14 protein-coding genes are annotated in these 15,387 nt (G+C 68.0%); 8 read left to right on the top strand and 6 right to left on the bottom strand.

Annotated features, from left to right (window positions below; genetic code table 11):
- Positions 1-763: protein kinase domain-containing protein (locus E1261_RS34565; protein WP_238176606.1), on the bottom strand; the 763-nt coding region annotated here is incomplete at its 3' end.
- Positions 764-788: 25 nt separating this feature from the next.
- Complete coding sequence (locus tag E1261_RS34560; protein ID WP_132413918.1) at positions 789-2,216, bottom strand: alpha-amylase; 1,428 nt, start codon at positions 2,214-2,216, stop codon at positions 789-791.
- A 148-nt stretch (positions 2,217-2,364) separates the two neighbouring features.
- Here E1261_RS34560 and E1261_RS34555 point away from each other — a divergent pair, with 148 nt between their 5' ends.
- Positions 2,365-3,531 carry a hypothetical protein gene (locus E1261_RS34555; protein WP_132413916.1) on the top strand — a complete coding sequence of 389 codons (1,167 nt, stop codon included), beginning with the start codon at positions 2,365-2,367 and terminating at the stop codon, positions 3,529-3,531.
- Here E1261_RS34555 and E1261_RS34550 read toward each other — a convergent pair.
- The gene (locus tag E1261_RS34550; RefSeq protein WP_132413915.1) at positions 3,528-4,871 is read right to left on the bottom strand and encodes a serine/threonine-protein kinase; all 1,344 of its coding nucleotides are present in this window, start codon (positions 4,869-4,871) and stop codon (positions 3,528-3,530) included. The two genes, E1261_RS34555 and E1261_RS34550, sit on opposite strands and share 4 nt — an antisense overlap.
- A 22-nt stretch (positions 4,872-4,893) precedes the next feature.
- On the opposite strand from E1261_RS34550, the gene E1261_RS34545 reads away from it, so the two are divergent.
- Both E1261_RS34545 and E1261_RS34540 read left to right on the top strand, forming a co-directional pair.
- On the top strand, positions 4,894-5,466 hold the full coding sequence (locus E1261_RS34545) for an RNA polymerase sigma factor (RefSeq protein WP_132413913.1): 573 nt from the start codon (positions 4,894-4,896) through the stop codon (positions 5,464-5,466).
- Positions 5,467-5,518: 52 nt separating this feature from the next.
- Complete coding sequence (locus E1261_RS34540; protein WP_132413912.1) at positions 5,519-6,118, top strand: hypothetical protein; 600 nt, start codon at positions 5,519-5,521, stop codon at positions 6,116-6,118.
- Between the two features lie 9 nt (positions 6,119-6,127).
- Here E1261_RS34540 and E1261_RS34535 read toward each other — a convergent pair whose 3' ends face one another.
- A complete protein-coding gene (locus tag E1261_RS34535; RefSeq protein ID WP_132413911.1) occupies positions 6,128-7,513 on the bottom strand; it encodes a sulfatase family protein in 1,386 nt (461 codons plus the stop codon).
- 34 nt (positions 7,514-7,547) lie between these two features.
- Positions 7,548-8,963 (bottom strand): PepSY-associated TM helix domain-containing protein, encoded by a 1,416-nt coding sequence (locus E1261_RS34530; RefSeq protein ID WP_238176605.1) that lies wholly within the window; start codon positions 8,961-8,963, stop codon positions 7,548-7,550.
- Between the two features lie 103 nt (positions 8,964-9,066).
- Between E1261_RS34530 and E1261_RS34525 the strand changes: the two genes are divergently transcribed.
- From E1261_RS34525 to E1261_RS34515, 3 genes are all read left to right on the top strand, one after another.
- Positions 9,067-9,630 (top strand): hypothetical protein, encoded by a 564-nt coding sequence (locus tag E1261_RS34525; protein WP_132413909.1) that lies wholly within the window; start codon positions 9,067-9,069, stop codon positions 9,628-9,630.
- 68 nt (positions 9,631-9,698) lie between these two features.
- The gene (locus E1261_RS34520; protein ID WP_132413908.1) at positions 9,699-10,256 is read left to right on the top strand and encodes a sigma-70 family RNA polymerase sigma factor; all 558 of its coding nucleotides are present in this window, start codon (positions 9,699-9,701) and stop codon (positions 10,254-10,256) included.
- Between the two features lie 51 nt (positions 10,257-10,307).
- Entirely contained in the window at positions 10,308-11,297 is a 990-nt protein-coding gene (locus tag E1261_RS34515) for a YihY/virulence factor BrkB family protein (protein ID WP_132413906.1), read from the top strand.
- Between the two features lie 37 nt (positions 11,298-11,334).
- Here E1261_RS34515 and E1261_RS34510 read toward each other — a convergent pair whose 3' ends face one another.
- Positions 11,335-12,150 carry a putative antibiotic biosynthesis monooxygenase gene (locus tag E1261_RS34510; RefSeq protein ID WP_132413905.1) on the bottom strand — a complete coding sequence of 272 codons (816 nt, stop codon included), beginning with the start codon at positions 12,148-12,150 and terminating at the stop codon, positions 11,335-11,337.
- A 160-nt stretch (positions 12,151-12,310) separates the two neighbouring features.
- On the opposite strand from E1261_RS34510, the gene E1261_RS34505 reads away from it, so the two are divergent.
- Together E1261_RS34505 and E1261_RS34500 are read left to right on the top strand one after the other, a co-directional pair.
- Positions 12,311-14,395 carry a peptidoglycan DD-metalloendopeptidase family protein gene (locus tag E1261_RS34505; RefSeq protein ID WP_165952750.1) on the top strand — a complete coding sequence of 695 codons (2,085 nt, stop codon included), beginning with the start codon at positions 12,311-12,313 and terminating at the stop codon, positions 14,393-14,395.
- 397 nt (positions 14,396-14,792) lie between these two features.
- Positions 14,793-15,387: DUF222 domain-containing protein (locus tag E1261_RS34500; protein ID WP_132413903.1), on the top strand; the 595-nt coding region annotated here is incomplete at its 3' end.

Raw genomic sequence — 15,387 nt, 5'->3', positions numbered from 1 at the left:
GGTCTTTGGCGAGCATCCAGAAGATGAGGGCTTCGAGGTCGTCGGTCAGCTCCGGGCGATGATCGCTCGGGGGTGCCGGTTCGCACTCGACGTGCTGGTACATGATCGCGGCCGGTTCGTCGGCCATGAACGGCGGTTGACCCGTGACCAGTTGGTACAGGACGCAGCCGAGCGCGTAGATGTCGGAGGGCGGGCCGACCGCCCGGCCGCGGGCTGCTTCGGGTGAGAGGTAGTAGCTGGTGCCGACGATCTCGCCGCTCGACGTCATCGTCGTGGTCGCTTCGCTCAGGAAGCGGGCGATGCCGAAGTCGGCCACCTTGACCGAACCGTCGTCACCCAGCAGCAGATTGTCCGGCTTGATATCGCGATGTACGACGCCCTCGCGATGGGCCGCCGCCAATCCGGCCGCCGCCTGACGTACGACGTACAGGGCGCGGCTTGGCTCGAAGGGCCCGCTCTCCCGGAGCTCCTCCCCCACTGAGCAACCGGTGCTCAGCTCCATGGCCAGGTACCAGCTCTTGCCTTCGTCGCCGAAGTCGTAGGCCGCGACCACGTGGGGGTCGCAGATCTGCGCGATCGCCCGGGCCTCACGCCGGAAGCGGTCGGCATCTACCAGCGTCCGAGGCTCCGGCCGCACCACCTTCAACGCGACCTCGCGCTCCAGGACCTCGTCGACAGCGCGGTAGACGTCACCCATCCCGCCGCGACCGATCACCGCGACGATCCGGTACCGTCCCCCGACGACCTCGCCTGCGCGTTTCACTGCGGAACAGTACCCATCTCGGCGGTCAACTCACCTTGGCCGCGGCGTGGAGAGCCAGACCATCCTGGGCGGCGATGTCGGCGCGGAACCAGCCGGAGGCGTCGACGGTGTAGATCGGGCCGCTGCAGTTGCCGGAGGTGTAGTCGCCATGGAAGACATCACAGTAGCGGCCCGGTGCGAGATTGGTGTGGAAGCTGCGACCGGTCAACGCCGAGCCTTCGTCGTTCAGGACCAGGTAGCCCTTGTCGCCGCGGCCGAAGGCGATCGCGTCGTTGCCGTTGTCCCACCATTCGGTGACCGCGGTGCCGCGAGTGATGTTGCGGAAGGCAACCATGTTGGCGATCACGCGCCATTCGTGCTCGCACCGCCAGCGGTTGGTGAAGCACGTGGTGTCCGTCGTACGACCGTCTGCGGCAGCCGGAGGGCCCTGGTCGTTCGAGGTGTACTCGTAACTGGACATCACCGTCGGCGTCCCGTAGGTCCACGCGAGCATGAAGGCGTTCGCCATCGCGTACCGGCCGTTGTCGCGGAAGGTCAGGACGCCACTTCCCCGTTGGGTGTCGTGGTTGTCCGTGAAGACGACCGCCTTGTCCGACGGCAGTGGCGATCCGAAGGTCTTCAGATAGGCGAGCCGCTCGTTGTTGAAGATCTTGGCCAGGTCCTGCCCGTAGCGGAATTCGTGCACGTCGCCGTTCCCGACGTACTCCTCCGGCGTGATCGGCTCGCCCGCGCCGTGGATCACCTCTTGGTACAGGTACGCCGGTCGCGACAGCCGCGCCTTGATCGCGGCGATGTCCGCGGCCGGCATGTGCTTGGAAGCGTCCAGCCGGAACCCGTCGACCCCGATCGCGAGCAGGTCGTTCAGGTACGCCGCGATCCGGCCGCGCACGTAGTCCGAACCAGTGGCGAGGTCCGCGAGGTCGACGAGCTCGCAGTTCTGCACCTCGTAGCGGTCGCCGTAGTTGACGATGTCGTCGTTCCCGTTGCGGCCGCAGTGATGGAAGTCCTGCGTCTGGAAGAGCCCCGGATAGTCATAGTGCGTGTACGCCGACCCTGCGCTCCCGGTGCCGCCGGACGACCCGCCGGTCATGTGGTTGATGACCGCGTCGACGTACACCTTCACACCGGCCGCGTGACAGCTGTTCACCATCGCCACGAAGTCCGCGCGGGTCCCGCGGCGGGTGTTGTCGAGCTTGTAACTAACCGGTTGGTAGTCCTGCCACCACGGGTATCCCTGCCCCGGCAGCACGACATGCTCCTGCGGCGGCGACACCTGGACTGCGCCGTACCCGCGCGGGCCGAGGAACGCACCGCACTCGCGGCCGACCGACTTCCAGTTCCACTCGAACAGCTGGACGATCACGTCCCGCGGCCCGGCCGGCGCTGCGGACGCAGGCTCAGCGACCGACAATCCGCAGGCGACGAGCAGTACGACGAGTGCCTTCCGCATCATGAGGCCCAAAACTGGCAGCTCCGTAGCCGTCACGCAACAGGTCGGCGCGGCTACTGAAGGTCAAATCCGGATCTCGTGAACCGAACGTGTCGGCCGACCATCAAAGCCCTCCGTTACGACAAACTGAACCACTCACTCGGAGGGCACCATGAATCGGAGCATCAAGCTGGCGGGGCTGGTGACGGGCGTTTCGCTCGCCGCGGTCGTGGCGGGCACGCTGGTTGCGGCGCAGCAGACGCCGACGCTCGCGTCAGCGTCCGACGGCGGGGTCAAGCCGATCGACAGCGTCAGCAAGTCGGTGCAGCCACCGTCCACGACGCCAAGCACGCCCTCGACCACGCCGGACGGGGAGATCAAGCAGACGATCGACCTCACCAAGCTCAAGCAGGGCGCTGCGCCGACGACGTCGTACGTCGACGGCCGCACCGTGCACGTCGGCGGGACCAAGTTCACCCTGCCGGCCTCGGACGGCGAGGTCTGGGACGTCGCGCGGACAGGTAACGGCGGCGCGCTCGTGCTGCACCGGCCGAACCAGAACGGCAACGCCGTGCTCACCGCCTGGAGCGGTGGGACGAGTGGCGAGTCGATCAAGGACGTCTCGACAGTGCGGTCCGGCGACAACTTGGCGAGCAGCGCGTACGCCGTGCAGCCGACGAACTCCGAAGGCACCGAGCTGCCGCGGTTCACGCTGGTCTGGCGTGACAACCCGAGTGGTGAGAAGTACTCGATCGAGCGCACCGGCGAGCACGGGCCGATCGTGCATGCCGTTCAGGGCAGCGAGGTCTACTTCAGCGCGCTGAACAAGAGCGAGAAGCAAACGCTCTACAAGTGGATCGCCGGGGAGGACGCCCCGAAGCCGATCGCCGCCGTACCGACTCCGTCTGCGGTCTCGTCGGACCTGCAGCTCGGCGCGTCGATCGTCTCGACGACCGATGACGGCAGCTGCACCGCGCTGGTCGAGATCGCCTCGGCCCGGAAGCGCTGGGCCACCTGCGAGTACGCGATCGATGAGCTCCCCGCCAAGAGCCCCTACGCGCTCGGCGGGCCGGCGTACCGCGATGGGTACGGCGACGGCCTGTTCGCCGCGCTGGACCTGCGGACCGGCAAGGCGGTCCGTGAGTGGTCGGGCGGCTCCAAGGTGGCGATCATCTCCACCACGATGGAGGACGCCGACCACGTCCTGGTCCTGGCCGAACAAGGTGACAAGACCGCGATCGCCCGCTGCGCCCCGAAGACCGGCACTTGCGAGCTTGCCACCCCGCTGAAGAAGGGCACCGGCCACACCGACAGCCGCCCGTACCAGCTGGGGAACTAGGGCGTGTAGGCCACCGAGTCGAGGACCTGCTCAGCCTGAGCAGCGTCCTCGGCCCGAACCTGGATCCGGATCAGCGAGCCGTTGATCCTCTTCACCCGCTCGAACGTCGTCATACCGGCCGGGCAATCGGCGTACTTCGCAGTCGCCGTGTTTGTGCTCTCGTTGCGATCCACTGCGGCCGAGCAGCCCACCGGACCCGGAAGCGCGGCGGCCAGCGGCACCTCACCATCAGGCAGCACACCGGCGAAGACACCGGGGATCTTCGCATTCGGTGTGCTCCAGGCGGTGTTGTCGGCGCTCACCAGGAGGCCGGGGAGCTGGCCGGTCGCACCCTGCGGCTGCCAGCCACCGCCGGTCCGGTTGGCCGCCCACTCCCGAGGAAGCTCGACCGACAGGACCCCCTTTTGATCCACGACTCGCACCGACTGACGCTGTACGCCGTACTGCCAGCCGAGGTAGCCCCCGACGCTACCCAGCAGCGCAGCCGCGACGGTCGCCGCCACCCAGGGGTTGAGCGAGAACCGGCGCGTGGTCTGCGGCAGCTCGGCGGCCGTCCGCAGGGCTTCGGCGAAGGAGCGGACATCGGGCCAGCGCTGCTCCCGGTCCTTGTTCAACCCGCGCCGGATCACCTCGTCCACCGCGGCGGGGACCGTCTCCAGCGGGGGCGGCGGCCCGTCGACAGCCAGTACGGCGGCCAGAGTGGTCGCGTCGTACGGCGGTTGTCCGGCGAGCGCGGCGTACGTGACCGCGGCCAGCGCATACAGGTCGGCGCGCGGATCGAGTACGTCCCCACGCACCTGCTCGGGGGCGACATACGCCGGGGTACCGCCGGGCATCGTCACCCGGGACACCTTGTCGAGCGACTTGCCAAGGCCGAGGTCGCCGAGCATGGCCCGCTCACCGGTCGGCGTACTGCGGAAGAGCACGTTCTCCGGCTTGACGTCTCGGTGCAGGACACCGCGGTCGTGCAGCTCCTGCAGACCGGCGCTGACGTTCTCGATCACTTCCAGCGTGTCCGCCAGCGGCAGCGGGCCCTCTTTGATGCGGTCCGCCAGAGTGCCGCGGTCAGCGTAGGTCAGAACGAGGAACGGGCGGCCGTCGTCGGTGGTACCGCTGTCGTGGACGCCGACGACGTACGGCGACTCGACCTTCCGCAGGAACCGGCCTTCCTCGACGAAGCGCCGCCGTACGTCGAGATCGTCGACCCAGTGCTCAGCCAGCACCTTGACCGCGACCTCGGCGTCGAGCTCCTCGTCCCGAGCCAGCCAGACCGCCGCGAAACCACCACTGCCCAGTCGCCGGATCACGGCGTACCGGCCAAAATGAGAGGGCTGAACCATGACGACCATTATCGTCACGACCATGTCTGACGACGCGGACGCGCTCGACGACCTGGCTCGGCGCGCTGCCCAGGACCCGGCGTTGCTGGACGAACTGATCCGGCAGGTGCAGCCGCAGGTGATGCGGATCTGCCAGCGCGTCCTGCCGCATCGCGCCGACGCCGAGGACGCCTGTCAGGACGCACTGCTGTCGATCGCCACCAAGATCGGCACCTTCTCGGGGCGGAGCCGGTTCAGCACCTGGGTGCACGTGGTCGCCTCGAACGCGGCCCGCGAGACCTACCGGCGGCTGAAGCGACGCGCGGTCGAGAACACGGCGGCTTGGCACGACGATGACCGGCCGGCGAGATACGACCGTCCCGACCCGCGGACGACGAGTGTGGTCGCCGGCACCCGGCTGGATCTGCTCGACGCGCTCGAACAGCTCGAGACCGAACTGCCCGAGACTGTCACTTCGGTGGTCCTTCGGGACATCTACGAGCTCAGTTACGACGAGATCGCCGACCAGGTCGGCATCCCGGTCGGGACCGTGAAGTCCAGGATCAGCCGGGCCAGGGTCTCGCTTAAGGCACAATTACTCCCCCGTCAGGCCTGATCCCACACCTCACGGTTTCGCCGATCGGCCGCGGGCCCGTAGGGTTTCGAACGTGTCTATCTACGATGTCGCCACATCAGACCAAGATCTGCCGGATGTAGAAGAGCCTGCTTGGCGTGAGGTGTCCGATATCGGAGTGGCCGCTGCGCGTGTCGAGTGGGCCGGTGCTGCCCGCGAGCTGCTGCTGGTCGCGGCCAAGAAGTACCAGTCGCTGGTGCAGCTCAAGGACCTCGCCGTCGGCGTCCAGGAGCAGACCGGTATCCGCACCAAGCAGCTCCCGAAGCTGTGGATCGGCGGCACCCTCGCCGAGGTCTACGCGGAGAACCTGCGCCGCGGTGAGCCGATGCTGCCGGCGCTCTGCGTCAACCCGGACGAGAGCGTCTTCGAGGGGTACGCCGCGATCGTCGGCGCCGCCACCGGTGAGACTCCCGCCGATCCCGACGCGCACGCCTCCCACGAGCGCCTCGCCGCCTACCGCCACTTCGAGGCCGGCAACCTGCCGTCCGACGGCGGCAGCGCGATGATCCCGGCCAAGCTCGGTGCCGCTCGTGCCCGCGCCCGCAAGGCCGCGATCGCCGAGCGCCCGATCAAGGCCTGCCCCAAGTGCAACCTGCAGACCCCCGCCAGCGGCATCTGCGACACCTGCGACTGATCCAGCGCCTCAGACCTCACCAGCCGTGGCGCTGGTGAGGTCCGCACGCCATTCCTGGTGCAGCGCGGACAGCCGGGCTGCGATCTCCGGCTCGGTGTCCACGAGGTTGTGTTGTTCGGCGACGTCTTCGGTGAGGTTGGCGAGGAACATGCCCTTGCCCATCGGTGCATGCTCGTAGGCCTGTAGGTGGCGGCTTTCTTCGGTGTCGTCGACCCAGCTGAGCTTCCACTCGGCGTCGCGGACTGCCCATTGGAAGCCGCAGTCCCAGTGCAGGGTGCGCTGATCCGCCTTGGTTCCCTGCAGGATGGGCAGGGCGTCGATGCCGTCGGTCGTGCCGCGTTCAGCACCAGCGGCGGCTGTGAGTGTTGGTACCAGGTCGAGTGTGCTCAGGAGGGCGTCGCACTGCTGGGCTGCCGGGAGTACGCCGGGCCACCGCCACAGCATGGGGATCCGGATGCCGCCTTCCCACAGCGTGTACTTCGTGCCGCGCAGGGGTGTGTTGTCGCCGAAGTTGCAGGTGGAACCGCCGTTGTCGGTGACGTAGACGACGATCGTGTCCTCGGCCGCGCCGGTGCTGTCGATCGTGGCGAGCAGCTTGCCGATCTCGGCGTCCATGAGCTCGAGCTGGGCCAGGTAGTACTCGCGGCCGTGCGGAAGGTTCGGCACGATGGCGTCGTCGTACCAGTCGCCGAAGGCGAGGCCGGTGTCGGGCGTCCAGTCGCTGAACTTCGGCAGGTTGCGGGCTTCGAGCTCCTCGTCCGGCAACTGCCAGCAGAAGTTGTGGACGGCGTTGAACGCGACCATGCAGAAGTACGGCTGATCGTCACTCGCGATGAACTCAGCAGCCCGGCGGCCGATCTCGGTGGTCAGGAAACCTTCGTGCTCGACCGGTTCGTCACCCGACAACAACGGCTGGACGGCCATGTGGACCGCCGCGGGATCGCCGTACTCGGCCTGTGCCTCTGCTGAGTGGTGCAGATAGTTCAACCGGCCGAAGGACTGGCCGGCGAGACCGTAGAGCGTCGTCTCGAAGCCGTGATGCGGCGGACAGGCTCGGTCGCCGACCTGCTCACCGCCGTAGTGCACCTTGCCGAAGTAGCCGGTGCGATAGCCCTGGTCCTGGAGTCGCTCCGCGAGGGACGGTACGTCGTCCGGCGGGAACGACGATGATTCGAACCACTCGGCGCCCCACCGCTGCTGGTACTGACCCGAGATGATCGCCGCCCGGGACGGACTGCAGATCGGTGCGGTCACATAGGCGTCGGTGCAGCTGACACCCTCGGCCGCCAGCCGGTCGAGCGCTGGGGTGCGCACGTCGGCATGGACACCGAGCGCAGTGCGGTCGGCGTACCCGTGGTCGTCGGAAACGATGAGCAGGATGTTGGGCTTCGACATGGTCGGATCCTTTCCGCCATGCACGAGCTTATTCTCAGGTTCGGACAGTATTGAACCAGGCTCGGAGTCCGGCCACGCGGCGGAGGACGAGTTGGTCGAGCAGGAGGACCGCGGCGAGCGTGATGCCGAACAGCGGCAGGAAGAGCGCGAGCGCCACGACCAGGACGGCCAGGGCGGGCGTGGCCCGAAGCGGCAGGCGGCCGCGGGGCGCGCCGAGTGCATTGCCCTTCGGACGGCGGCGCCACCACATCAGCGGCCCGGTGACGCACATGAAGACGACCCCGAGGCAGAACACCGTGGTGACCCAGAGATTCAGCGTGCCGAACCGCCTGCCCTCGTGCAGAGCGATGCCCTGGGCAACCACTTTCGCCAGGGCCGGATAGTCGCCGTACCCATACGTCGACACGACGCGTCCGCCGTACTGGTCGACATGGAGACTGCGTTCCTTGGCCGGGTCGTTGAACGCGTACCCGATCGCCGAGTAGACGCCCTCCTCGTCGGCGGGCAGCGCGACCGTCATCGGGCGGCGCAACCCGTTGCGCTCACCGACCGCGATCGCGGTGTCCACGGTCGCCACCGATCGGCGCTTGTCCGCCGGATCCGAACGCGGTACGTCGGACTTCCCCACCCCCCAAGGCACCGAGTGGCTGTGCGGAAGGGATTCGTCCATGGTCGAGGTCGGATTCGACAATGCACCGTGGTCCTCGGCCCAGAACGACGTACCGCCCTGGGTCGCGAGTTTCTGGGTCTGTTCGCCCCAGACGCCGGTCCACGGCAGCCCCGACACGATCAGGAACAGCAGGCCGACGCCGAGAACCGAGCCGGTGCGGCCGTGCCGGGACCGCAGTACGGCGCCCGCCGCGCCGGCCGCTCGTCGTCGCGCCCGGGCGACCCGGCCGCGGAAGAACAGGTAGTAGCCCGTCATCGCCATCACGATCGCCCAGCAGGCGGCGATCTCGATCACGTAGTCGCCCCAGCGGCCGGCCATCAGCTCGCCGTGCAGCAGGATCGCGCCACCCGACAGCGTGGTGTCCGGGTTCAGCGCGCCCAGCACCTTGCCTTCGTACGGGTCGACGAAGACATCCCGCGGTCCGGCTGCGGTGTCGAGGGAGAAGACGGTCGACCGGTTGGGTGCGGACGGTTCGGTCATCGAGACGACTGTCGCGTCCGGGAACGCCTGCCGCACCTCCTCGAGCTGGGAGGAGTACGGCTGCGCGACCAGGCCGGCTGGCTGCTGGACCTTCATCAGGTCGGCGTGCAGTACCGGCTCGATCTGGAACCGGAAGAGGTAGATCAGCCCGGTGACCGCCAGGATCAGGAGAACCGGGATGACCAGGAAACTGGCGTAGAAATGCCACCGCCAGAAGGCCCGGAACAACCCGGATCCCTTCCCCCGCGGCCCGGCCTTCTCCGCCTCGACCGGCACCGGGACCGTCGCCACTTCACCCACGTCCACTCCTCGCTCGCAGTTCTGTGGGAGTAGTCGGATCGCGAGGCCGCTCAGTTCCCGTGACCTGGGACACAGTGCAGTTTCATGCGACCATGGTGCGGCCATGCGACAGGCCTGGGGTTTCCGAGCAGCGCGGGCCGCGATGTTCGCGGCCACCTGTGTGCTGCTCGCAGCTCTCGGCCACGTACTGATGTCCGGTACGCCGATTCCGGGCTGGGCGATCGTCCTGGCCTTCGCCGTGGTGGGCACGGCCGCCTGGTTCGTCACCGACTGCGAACGCGGTATCCCGTTCGTGCTCGTCTCCACGGTGATGGTCCAGGCCATGCTGCACACGGTCTTCACGACGGCCCAGGCCCATCCCGTGACACCACCTATGACGCCGGGTCACGAGATGACCGGGACATCGTCGTACGGGATGCTCGCGGTCCACCTGGTGGCCGCGCTGTTGAGTGGTCTCTGGCTGGCCTACGGTGAGCGGGCCGTCTTCACCGTCCTGCGCTCCGTCGCGACCCGGCTGCTGGTCTCGCTGCGGCTGATCGCCCAGCCGTTGTTCACCCCACACCAGCCGCGGATCCAGCAGCACTACTCCCCCAGGCCGCTGCGGCTCTTCCTGCTCGTGCACGCCATCATCTCGCGAGGTCCACCGCGCGGAGTCCCCGTCAACTGACGGCCGACCCACCTCTGCCACACCGGCAGGGGCTTTCCGCTTGCCTGGACCACCGAAGGATTCCCGTGATGGCTTCCGCCTTGCACCAACCGCCCGACGAAACCACCACCCGCCTCGCACTCGCCGCCCGCGCCGGCGATCTCGTTGCCCTGGACAACTTCATCCGCGCGCTGCATCTCGACGTACGGCGCTATGTCACCTACCTGAGCGCCGACCCGCAATCGGCCGACGACCTCACCCAGGAGACATTCCTGCGGGCCCTCAAGAGCCTGCACCGCTTCGAGGCCCGCTCATCGGCCCGAACGTGGCTGCTGTCGATCGCCCGCCGTACCGTCGCCGACCACCTCCGCCACCAAGCCTCCCGACCGCGAATCTCCGACCACGACTGGCAACTCGCCGCCGAACAAGCCCAGCCACGCAATCTCCCCGGCTTCGACGACGGCATCGCCCTCACCGACCTCCTCGACAAACTCCCCACCGACCGCCGCGAAGTCTTCGTCCTCACCCAACTGGCCGGCCTCCCGTACGCCGAAGCAGCCACCCACCTCGGCTGCCCCACCGGCACCATCCGCTCCCGAGTAGCCCGCGCCCGATCCACCCTCGCCAACCTGGTCACCGCAGCCTGAACACCTCCAGGCCTGACGTCCGCACGGGCGTCAGGCCCGTAGGCTTGGAGCGTGAGTACCTTGGAGCGGCTGGATGCTGCGCAGCGACGGCGCCGGCGGCTCGGGTTCCCGCTCGCCGTGGTGTACAAGTTTTTCGATGACCAGGGCAGCTACCTGGCGGTGATCATCACGTACTACGCCTTCGCCGCGATCTTCCCGATGCTGCTGATCTCCTCGTCGGTGCTCGGCTTCGTTCTCCAGGGCAACGAAGATCTGCAGCGCGCCGTACTGCAGTCCGCGCTGAAGGAGTTCCCGATCGTCGGGACCCAGCTGGCAACACCGCAGGGCCTGCAAGGCAGTACGGCGGCCGTCATCGTCGGTACGATCACCGCCCTGTACGGCATCATCGGCCTCGGCCAAGCAGTCCAGAACGCGGTCAACGTCACCTGGGGCATCCCCCGCAACGGCCGCCCCAACCCCTTCCGCGGCCGGCTGCGCTCCGGCGCACTGCTGTCGCTGGCCGGCCTCACCGTCCTCAGCTTCGCCACACTGACAGTCCTCGCCGGCAGCCAAGCCTCCCTCTCCGGCGTGGTCGCCGCCGACTTGGGCTGGCTCGTCGCGATCGGCTCGATCCTGGTGCTCACAGCGATGCTGACCCTGTGCCTGCGCCCCGGCAAACGCCCTCGACCACCGTTCCGGCAGATCCTCCCCGGCGCCGTCTTCACCGCACTCGGCTGGCACCTGCTGGAACGCCTGGGCGGCATCTACGTCAACGACGTACTGGCCAAAGCCAGCGAGGTCAACGGCATCTTCGCCCTGACCCTCGGCCTGATCGGCCTCATCTACGCCGCCTCGGTGATCGCCGTCATCGGCGCCGAACTCAACTCGGTGATCGCCCACCAGCTCTACCCACGCTCCCTCCTCGCCCTCTTCACCGACTCGGCCACCGACCTCACCCCCGCCGACCACCGCGCCTACGCCATGTACGCCCAAGCTCAACGCCACAAATCCGCCGAAACCATCGCCGTAACCTTCACCCCCCACAACCCCAACCCCGACTGACCGCCGTACGCACAACGTCCGTCCCTGGTGGTCGTAGCTATAGGGGAAGTACGCGGGTTTGCTCGGCTAGTTGGGCCAGGCGGTGGGCTCTGGCGGATTCGGCGGGGGTGAAGGGCTCGGCTGGGCGGGTGAAGGCGAAGAAGCCGGTCCACGGGGAGGGGATCTTCAGGATGGTTCTGTCGGAGGGGAGAGGGCCGGCCAGGAGCGCGCGGTCGGTGACTAGTTGGGCGCCGAGGAGCTCTGCTACTGCGTGGGGTAGCTCGGTTGGGTCGGCGACTACGCGGGCGGCCAGGCTGAGGGCCTTGGTTTGGCCGTCGATCAGAGCGAGGGCTGTTGTCGGCCAGACCTGTACGTCGCCGCCGCCTGAATCCTCGACCACAGCTGACAGTGCGCCGGAGCGGACCGAGTCGGGGGCGGACACAACCAGCTCGTCGCGGACGCCGTCTTCGACAGTGTGGACGTGCAGGCCGAGGATGTTCGCGTCTACCGTGGCCAAGCCGTGAGCGAGCCGCTCGAGCGATCCGACGCTGTCTGGCAGCGTGACGCGAATCCGCCAGAGCGCGTCGATACCAGTCCCCGGTTGAGCGTGCGGCGCATGTAGCCAAGTCCGCAGGAAGCGCATCGCGGACGGCTCGACGACCCAGATCACCAGCACGGTCGTCGTGATCACCAGTACGGCGACGGCGACGACGTACGGCGGGTGGATCGCCAGCACGAGTGCGTGCAGTGCGAGTTCGACCGGGAACACGGCCAGGAGCTTGGCCACCGTCAACCGCAGCCGCCGAGGGTGCGGCAGGCGGCCGCAGACCTCACACGCTTCCCCGCCCACGAGCGCCGTACGCAACGAGTCCATGCGGCCAGGATGACGCTCGCTTATTGCCCCGCTGTTGCCGGTAGATGAAGCTCGTCGGCACCCCCCAGACCGAAGAATGAGGGGTCGTCCCTCATGCCCTCAGGTCGCGGCTCCAGCAGAGTCGTGGGTGAGAGATCCGCCCACTTCCGAAGGACTTGAGATGAGAAAATCAACGGCCGGACTAGCCGCCGCGGCCCTCGTCGCCGCCGCCGTACTGGCCCACCCACTGCTTGCCTCGGCGAACGCGATCGCCGGCCCGGTCTGCGACTTCAACAACGACGGCCGCGATGACCTGGCGGTGGGGGCACCGGGCGAGAGCGTCGGCAACCTCGACAGCGCCGGCTCGGTCAACGTGCTGTACGGATCCGCCGCGGGTGTGTCCACGACCGGCAACGTGCTGATCACCCAGGACACTCCCGGCATCGACGGGGTGGCCGAGCGCGGTGACGCCTTCGGGCACGCCACTGCCTGCGGTGACTTCGACAACGACGGATTCACCGACCTCGCCGTCGGTGCTCCGCACGAGAGCGTCGAGGTCGCGGCGGGCGACGTGTACGACGCCGGTTCGGTCAACATCTTCTACGGATCCGCTGTCGGACTCGCCACCACCGGCAACCAGATCTTCACGCAGTCCTCCGCCGGGATGCCCGACGCTGCCGAGCGGACCGACGAGTTCGGTACGGCGGTCGCCGCGGGCGACTTCAACAACGACGGACGTGACGACCTCGCCATCGGCGCGCCCAAGGAGAACCACAACGGCTCCAACCAGGCCGGCAACGTGATCGTCCTGTACGGCGGCCGCCTCGGCCTCTCGACGACCGGCAGCCAGAACTGGCATCAGGGCTCGCCCGGCATCGCCGGTGACGTCGAAGGCGGCGACAGCTTCGGTACGGCGCTCGCAGCAGGCGACTTCAACCAGGACGGCCGCTCCGACCTGGTCGTCGGCGCTCCCGGCGAGGCGATCGCCGACCAGGCCGCCGCGGGCACGGTCAACGTCATCTACGGCTCGGCCACGGGACTCACCGCAACCGGCAACCACGTCCTCAACCAGTCGACCGAAGGCGTCCCGGGCCAGTGGGAGCAGAACGATCTCTACGGCCAGTCGGTGGTGGCGGGTGACTTCAACAACGACGGACGCGACGACCTGGCAGCCGGCGTACCGGGCGAGAACGACGGCGACACCCGCGATGCCGGAGCCGTCAACGTCACCTACGGTACGGCGAACGGCCTGCAGGCGAACTGGAGTCAGATCTTCACCCGGGCCGGCCTGCTCTCCGGCGGCACGGCGTCCTCCGGCGACCAGTTCGGTACGGCGCTTGCCGCTGGCAACTTCAACGGCCAGGTCGGCGACGACCTCGCGATCGGTGCCCCCGGCACCATCGTGAACGGCAATGTCGCGGCCGGCCGGTTGGCCGTGCTGTACGGCAGCCCCGACGGCCTGTCCCCGAATGTCGTCCAGCACCTCAGCCAAGGCGTCAACAACTTGGAAGGCTTGTCCGAACCGGGCGACTACCTCGGCTATGCCCTCGCCGCCGGTGACTTCGACGGCAACGGCCGCTTCGATCTCGCAGCCGGAGCTCCTGGTGAGGCCATCGGCGATCAGTTGAGTGGCGGCGCGGTCAACGTCCTCTACGGCACGTCCGGCTTCCTCTCCACCAGCACCGACCAGATCTGGACGCAGGACAGCCCGGAGGTCAAGGGAGTCGCGCAGGCAGGAGACCGGTTCGGCGGTCCGGCGATGTCGATCGGTGAGTACCGGCTCGGCTACAAGTCCGGAACCAAGGTCAAGGTGACGAACGACGTACTGGCGCACAGCCCGCTCGGACGGATCGACATGTCCGGTGTCGACGCCGGCCCCGACTACGAGATCGTGGCCGCTCGCGGCGGCGTCATCAAGTACATCGTGGACACCAACGCCGAGCCCACCGAGGACAACAACTACGTCTGGATCGAGCACCCGGACGGCGAGTGGAGCAAGTACAGCCACGTCCGGACCAACTCCGTCACCAGCCGCGGCCACCAGGTCGGCGACACCGTTGCCGTCGGCACCGTTCTCGGCCTCGAGGGCGACGTCGGCAAGGCCGGCGGCGACCACCTGCACTTCGAGGTCTCGGTCCCCTACAACCTCGCCAGCCCGATCAACTCGGCCGGCTTCATGGCCGGCCTCAACCGCAACCCCGTCATCTGCGGCATCCCCGGCAACGCCCTCTTCCGCGGCCAAACCTACACAGCCGCAGCCTGCTGAGCACCAGCACCCCGCGGATCATCCCGGTGATGATCCGCGGGGTGCCGCATTGTGCTCACGATGCCGACCTCGGACGAACTCGCCGGTCGCCCGGCACCTGCAGGCCCGGCCGCGTCCGAATGCAGCGGCACGTGTACCGACCAACGGGTAGAGGTCCCCGCCAACCGAGTTCCGGGATCTCCTGCGCGCGGGGATACAGCGACCACCGCCGACTACTACCAGTTCGCCGGTACACCTCGGGCGACAGAGTTCTGATTGCTATAGGCAACAATTGAGGAATCCAGAGGCGAGCGGGGCCTGTGGATGAATCTCCCGAAATCTGTGGATAAGTATTTCCCTTGAAAATAAGGGGTTCTGGCTTTGAAAACTGTCGGTGGCCCTGTCTAGAGTTAACGGTATGGAACTCCTGGGCGAGCGACCGGCGTGGTCGATGAACGGCAGCGAAGCGCTGTCGTCCATCGATTCGATCGACGCCGAGATCGCCCGTCTGGAAACCGCCCGCCTGCCCTATGTCGCGCGCGTCGCCGAGACCGGGCACGCCGAAGAGCTCGGCACCCGCAACACCGCCGAGCTGCTGGCCTTCCGGTATCGCATGGACCCGCGTAAGGCCCACGCCACGGTCCGGCTAGCTCTCGCACTGCCCAAGTACGCCGCTGTCGCCGACGCGTTGCCCGACCCGGCCGTGCCTGTGCCGGTCCCGGACGGCACCGACGACACCCTCCCGCCCGAGGTCCTGCTGCGCCCTGAGCAGATGGGCGTGATCGTGTCCATGCTCGAAAAGGTCCCCGCCACGGTCCCGGCCGAGGCTCTGCGCGTCGCCGAGGAAGAGCTGGTCAAGCTCGGCCGCGACATGTCGCCGGCCGAGCTGCGCAAAGCCGCCCAGCGCGCCCGCGACCTCCTCGACCAGGACGGTCCCGAGCCCGACGAGCAGAAGGCCTACGCCCGCGAACGGCTCAATCTGATCCCCGACGAACACGGCGTCCGGATCTCCG

Origin of the sequence: Kribbella albertanoniae, from assembly GCF_004348455.1 — a bacterium.
Lineage (GTDB): Bacteria > Actinomycetota > Actinomycetes > Propionibacteriales > Kribbellaceae > Kribbella > Kribbella albertanoniae.
Note: the sequence above shows the minus strand (reverse complement) of the source record. Positions and strands in the feature narration are given on the sequence as shown.

Bases quoted from the DNA above. Each gene is read 5' to 3' on its own strand.
- E1261_RS34545 (WP_132413913.1), top strand. From the start codon at position 4,894: ATGTCTGACGACGCGGACGCGCTCGACGACCTGGCTCGGCGCGCTGCC.
- E1261_RS34510 (WP_132413905.1), bottom strand. From the start codon at position 12,150: ATGGACTCGTTGCGTACGGCGCTCGTGGGCGGGGAAGCGTGTGAGGTC.
- E1261_RS34520 (WP_132413908.1), top strand. From the start codon at position 9,699: ATGGCTTCCGCCTTGCACCAACCGCCCGACGAAACCACCACCCGCCTC.
- E1261_RS34505 (WP_165952750.1), top strand. From the start codon at position 12,311: ATGAGAAAATCAACGGCCGGACTAGCCGCCGCGGCCCTCGTCGCCGCC.
- E1261_RS34550 (WP_132413915.1), bottom strand. From the start codon at position 4,871: ATGGTTCAGCCCTCTCATTTTGGCCGGTACGCCGTGATCCGGCGACTG.
- E1261_RS34560 (WP_132413918.1), bottom strand. From the start codon at position 2,216: ATGATGCGGAAGGCACTCGTCGTACTGCTCGTCGCCTGCGGATTGTCG.
- E1261_RS34535 (WP_132413911.1), bottom strand. From the start codon at position 7,513: ATGTCGAAGCCCAACATCCTGCTCATCGTTTCCGACGACCACGGGTAC.
- E1261_RS34555 (WP_132413916.1), top strand. From the start codon at position 2,365: ATGAATCGGAGCATCAAGCTGGCGGGGCTGGTGACGGGCGTTTCGCTC.
- E1261_RS34525 (WP_132413909.1), top strand. From the start codon at position 9,067: ATGCGACAGGCCTGGGGTTTCCGAGCAGCGCGGGCCGCGATGTTCGCG.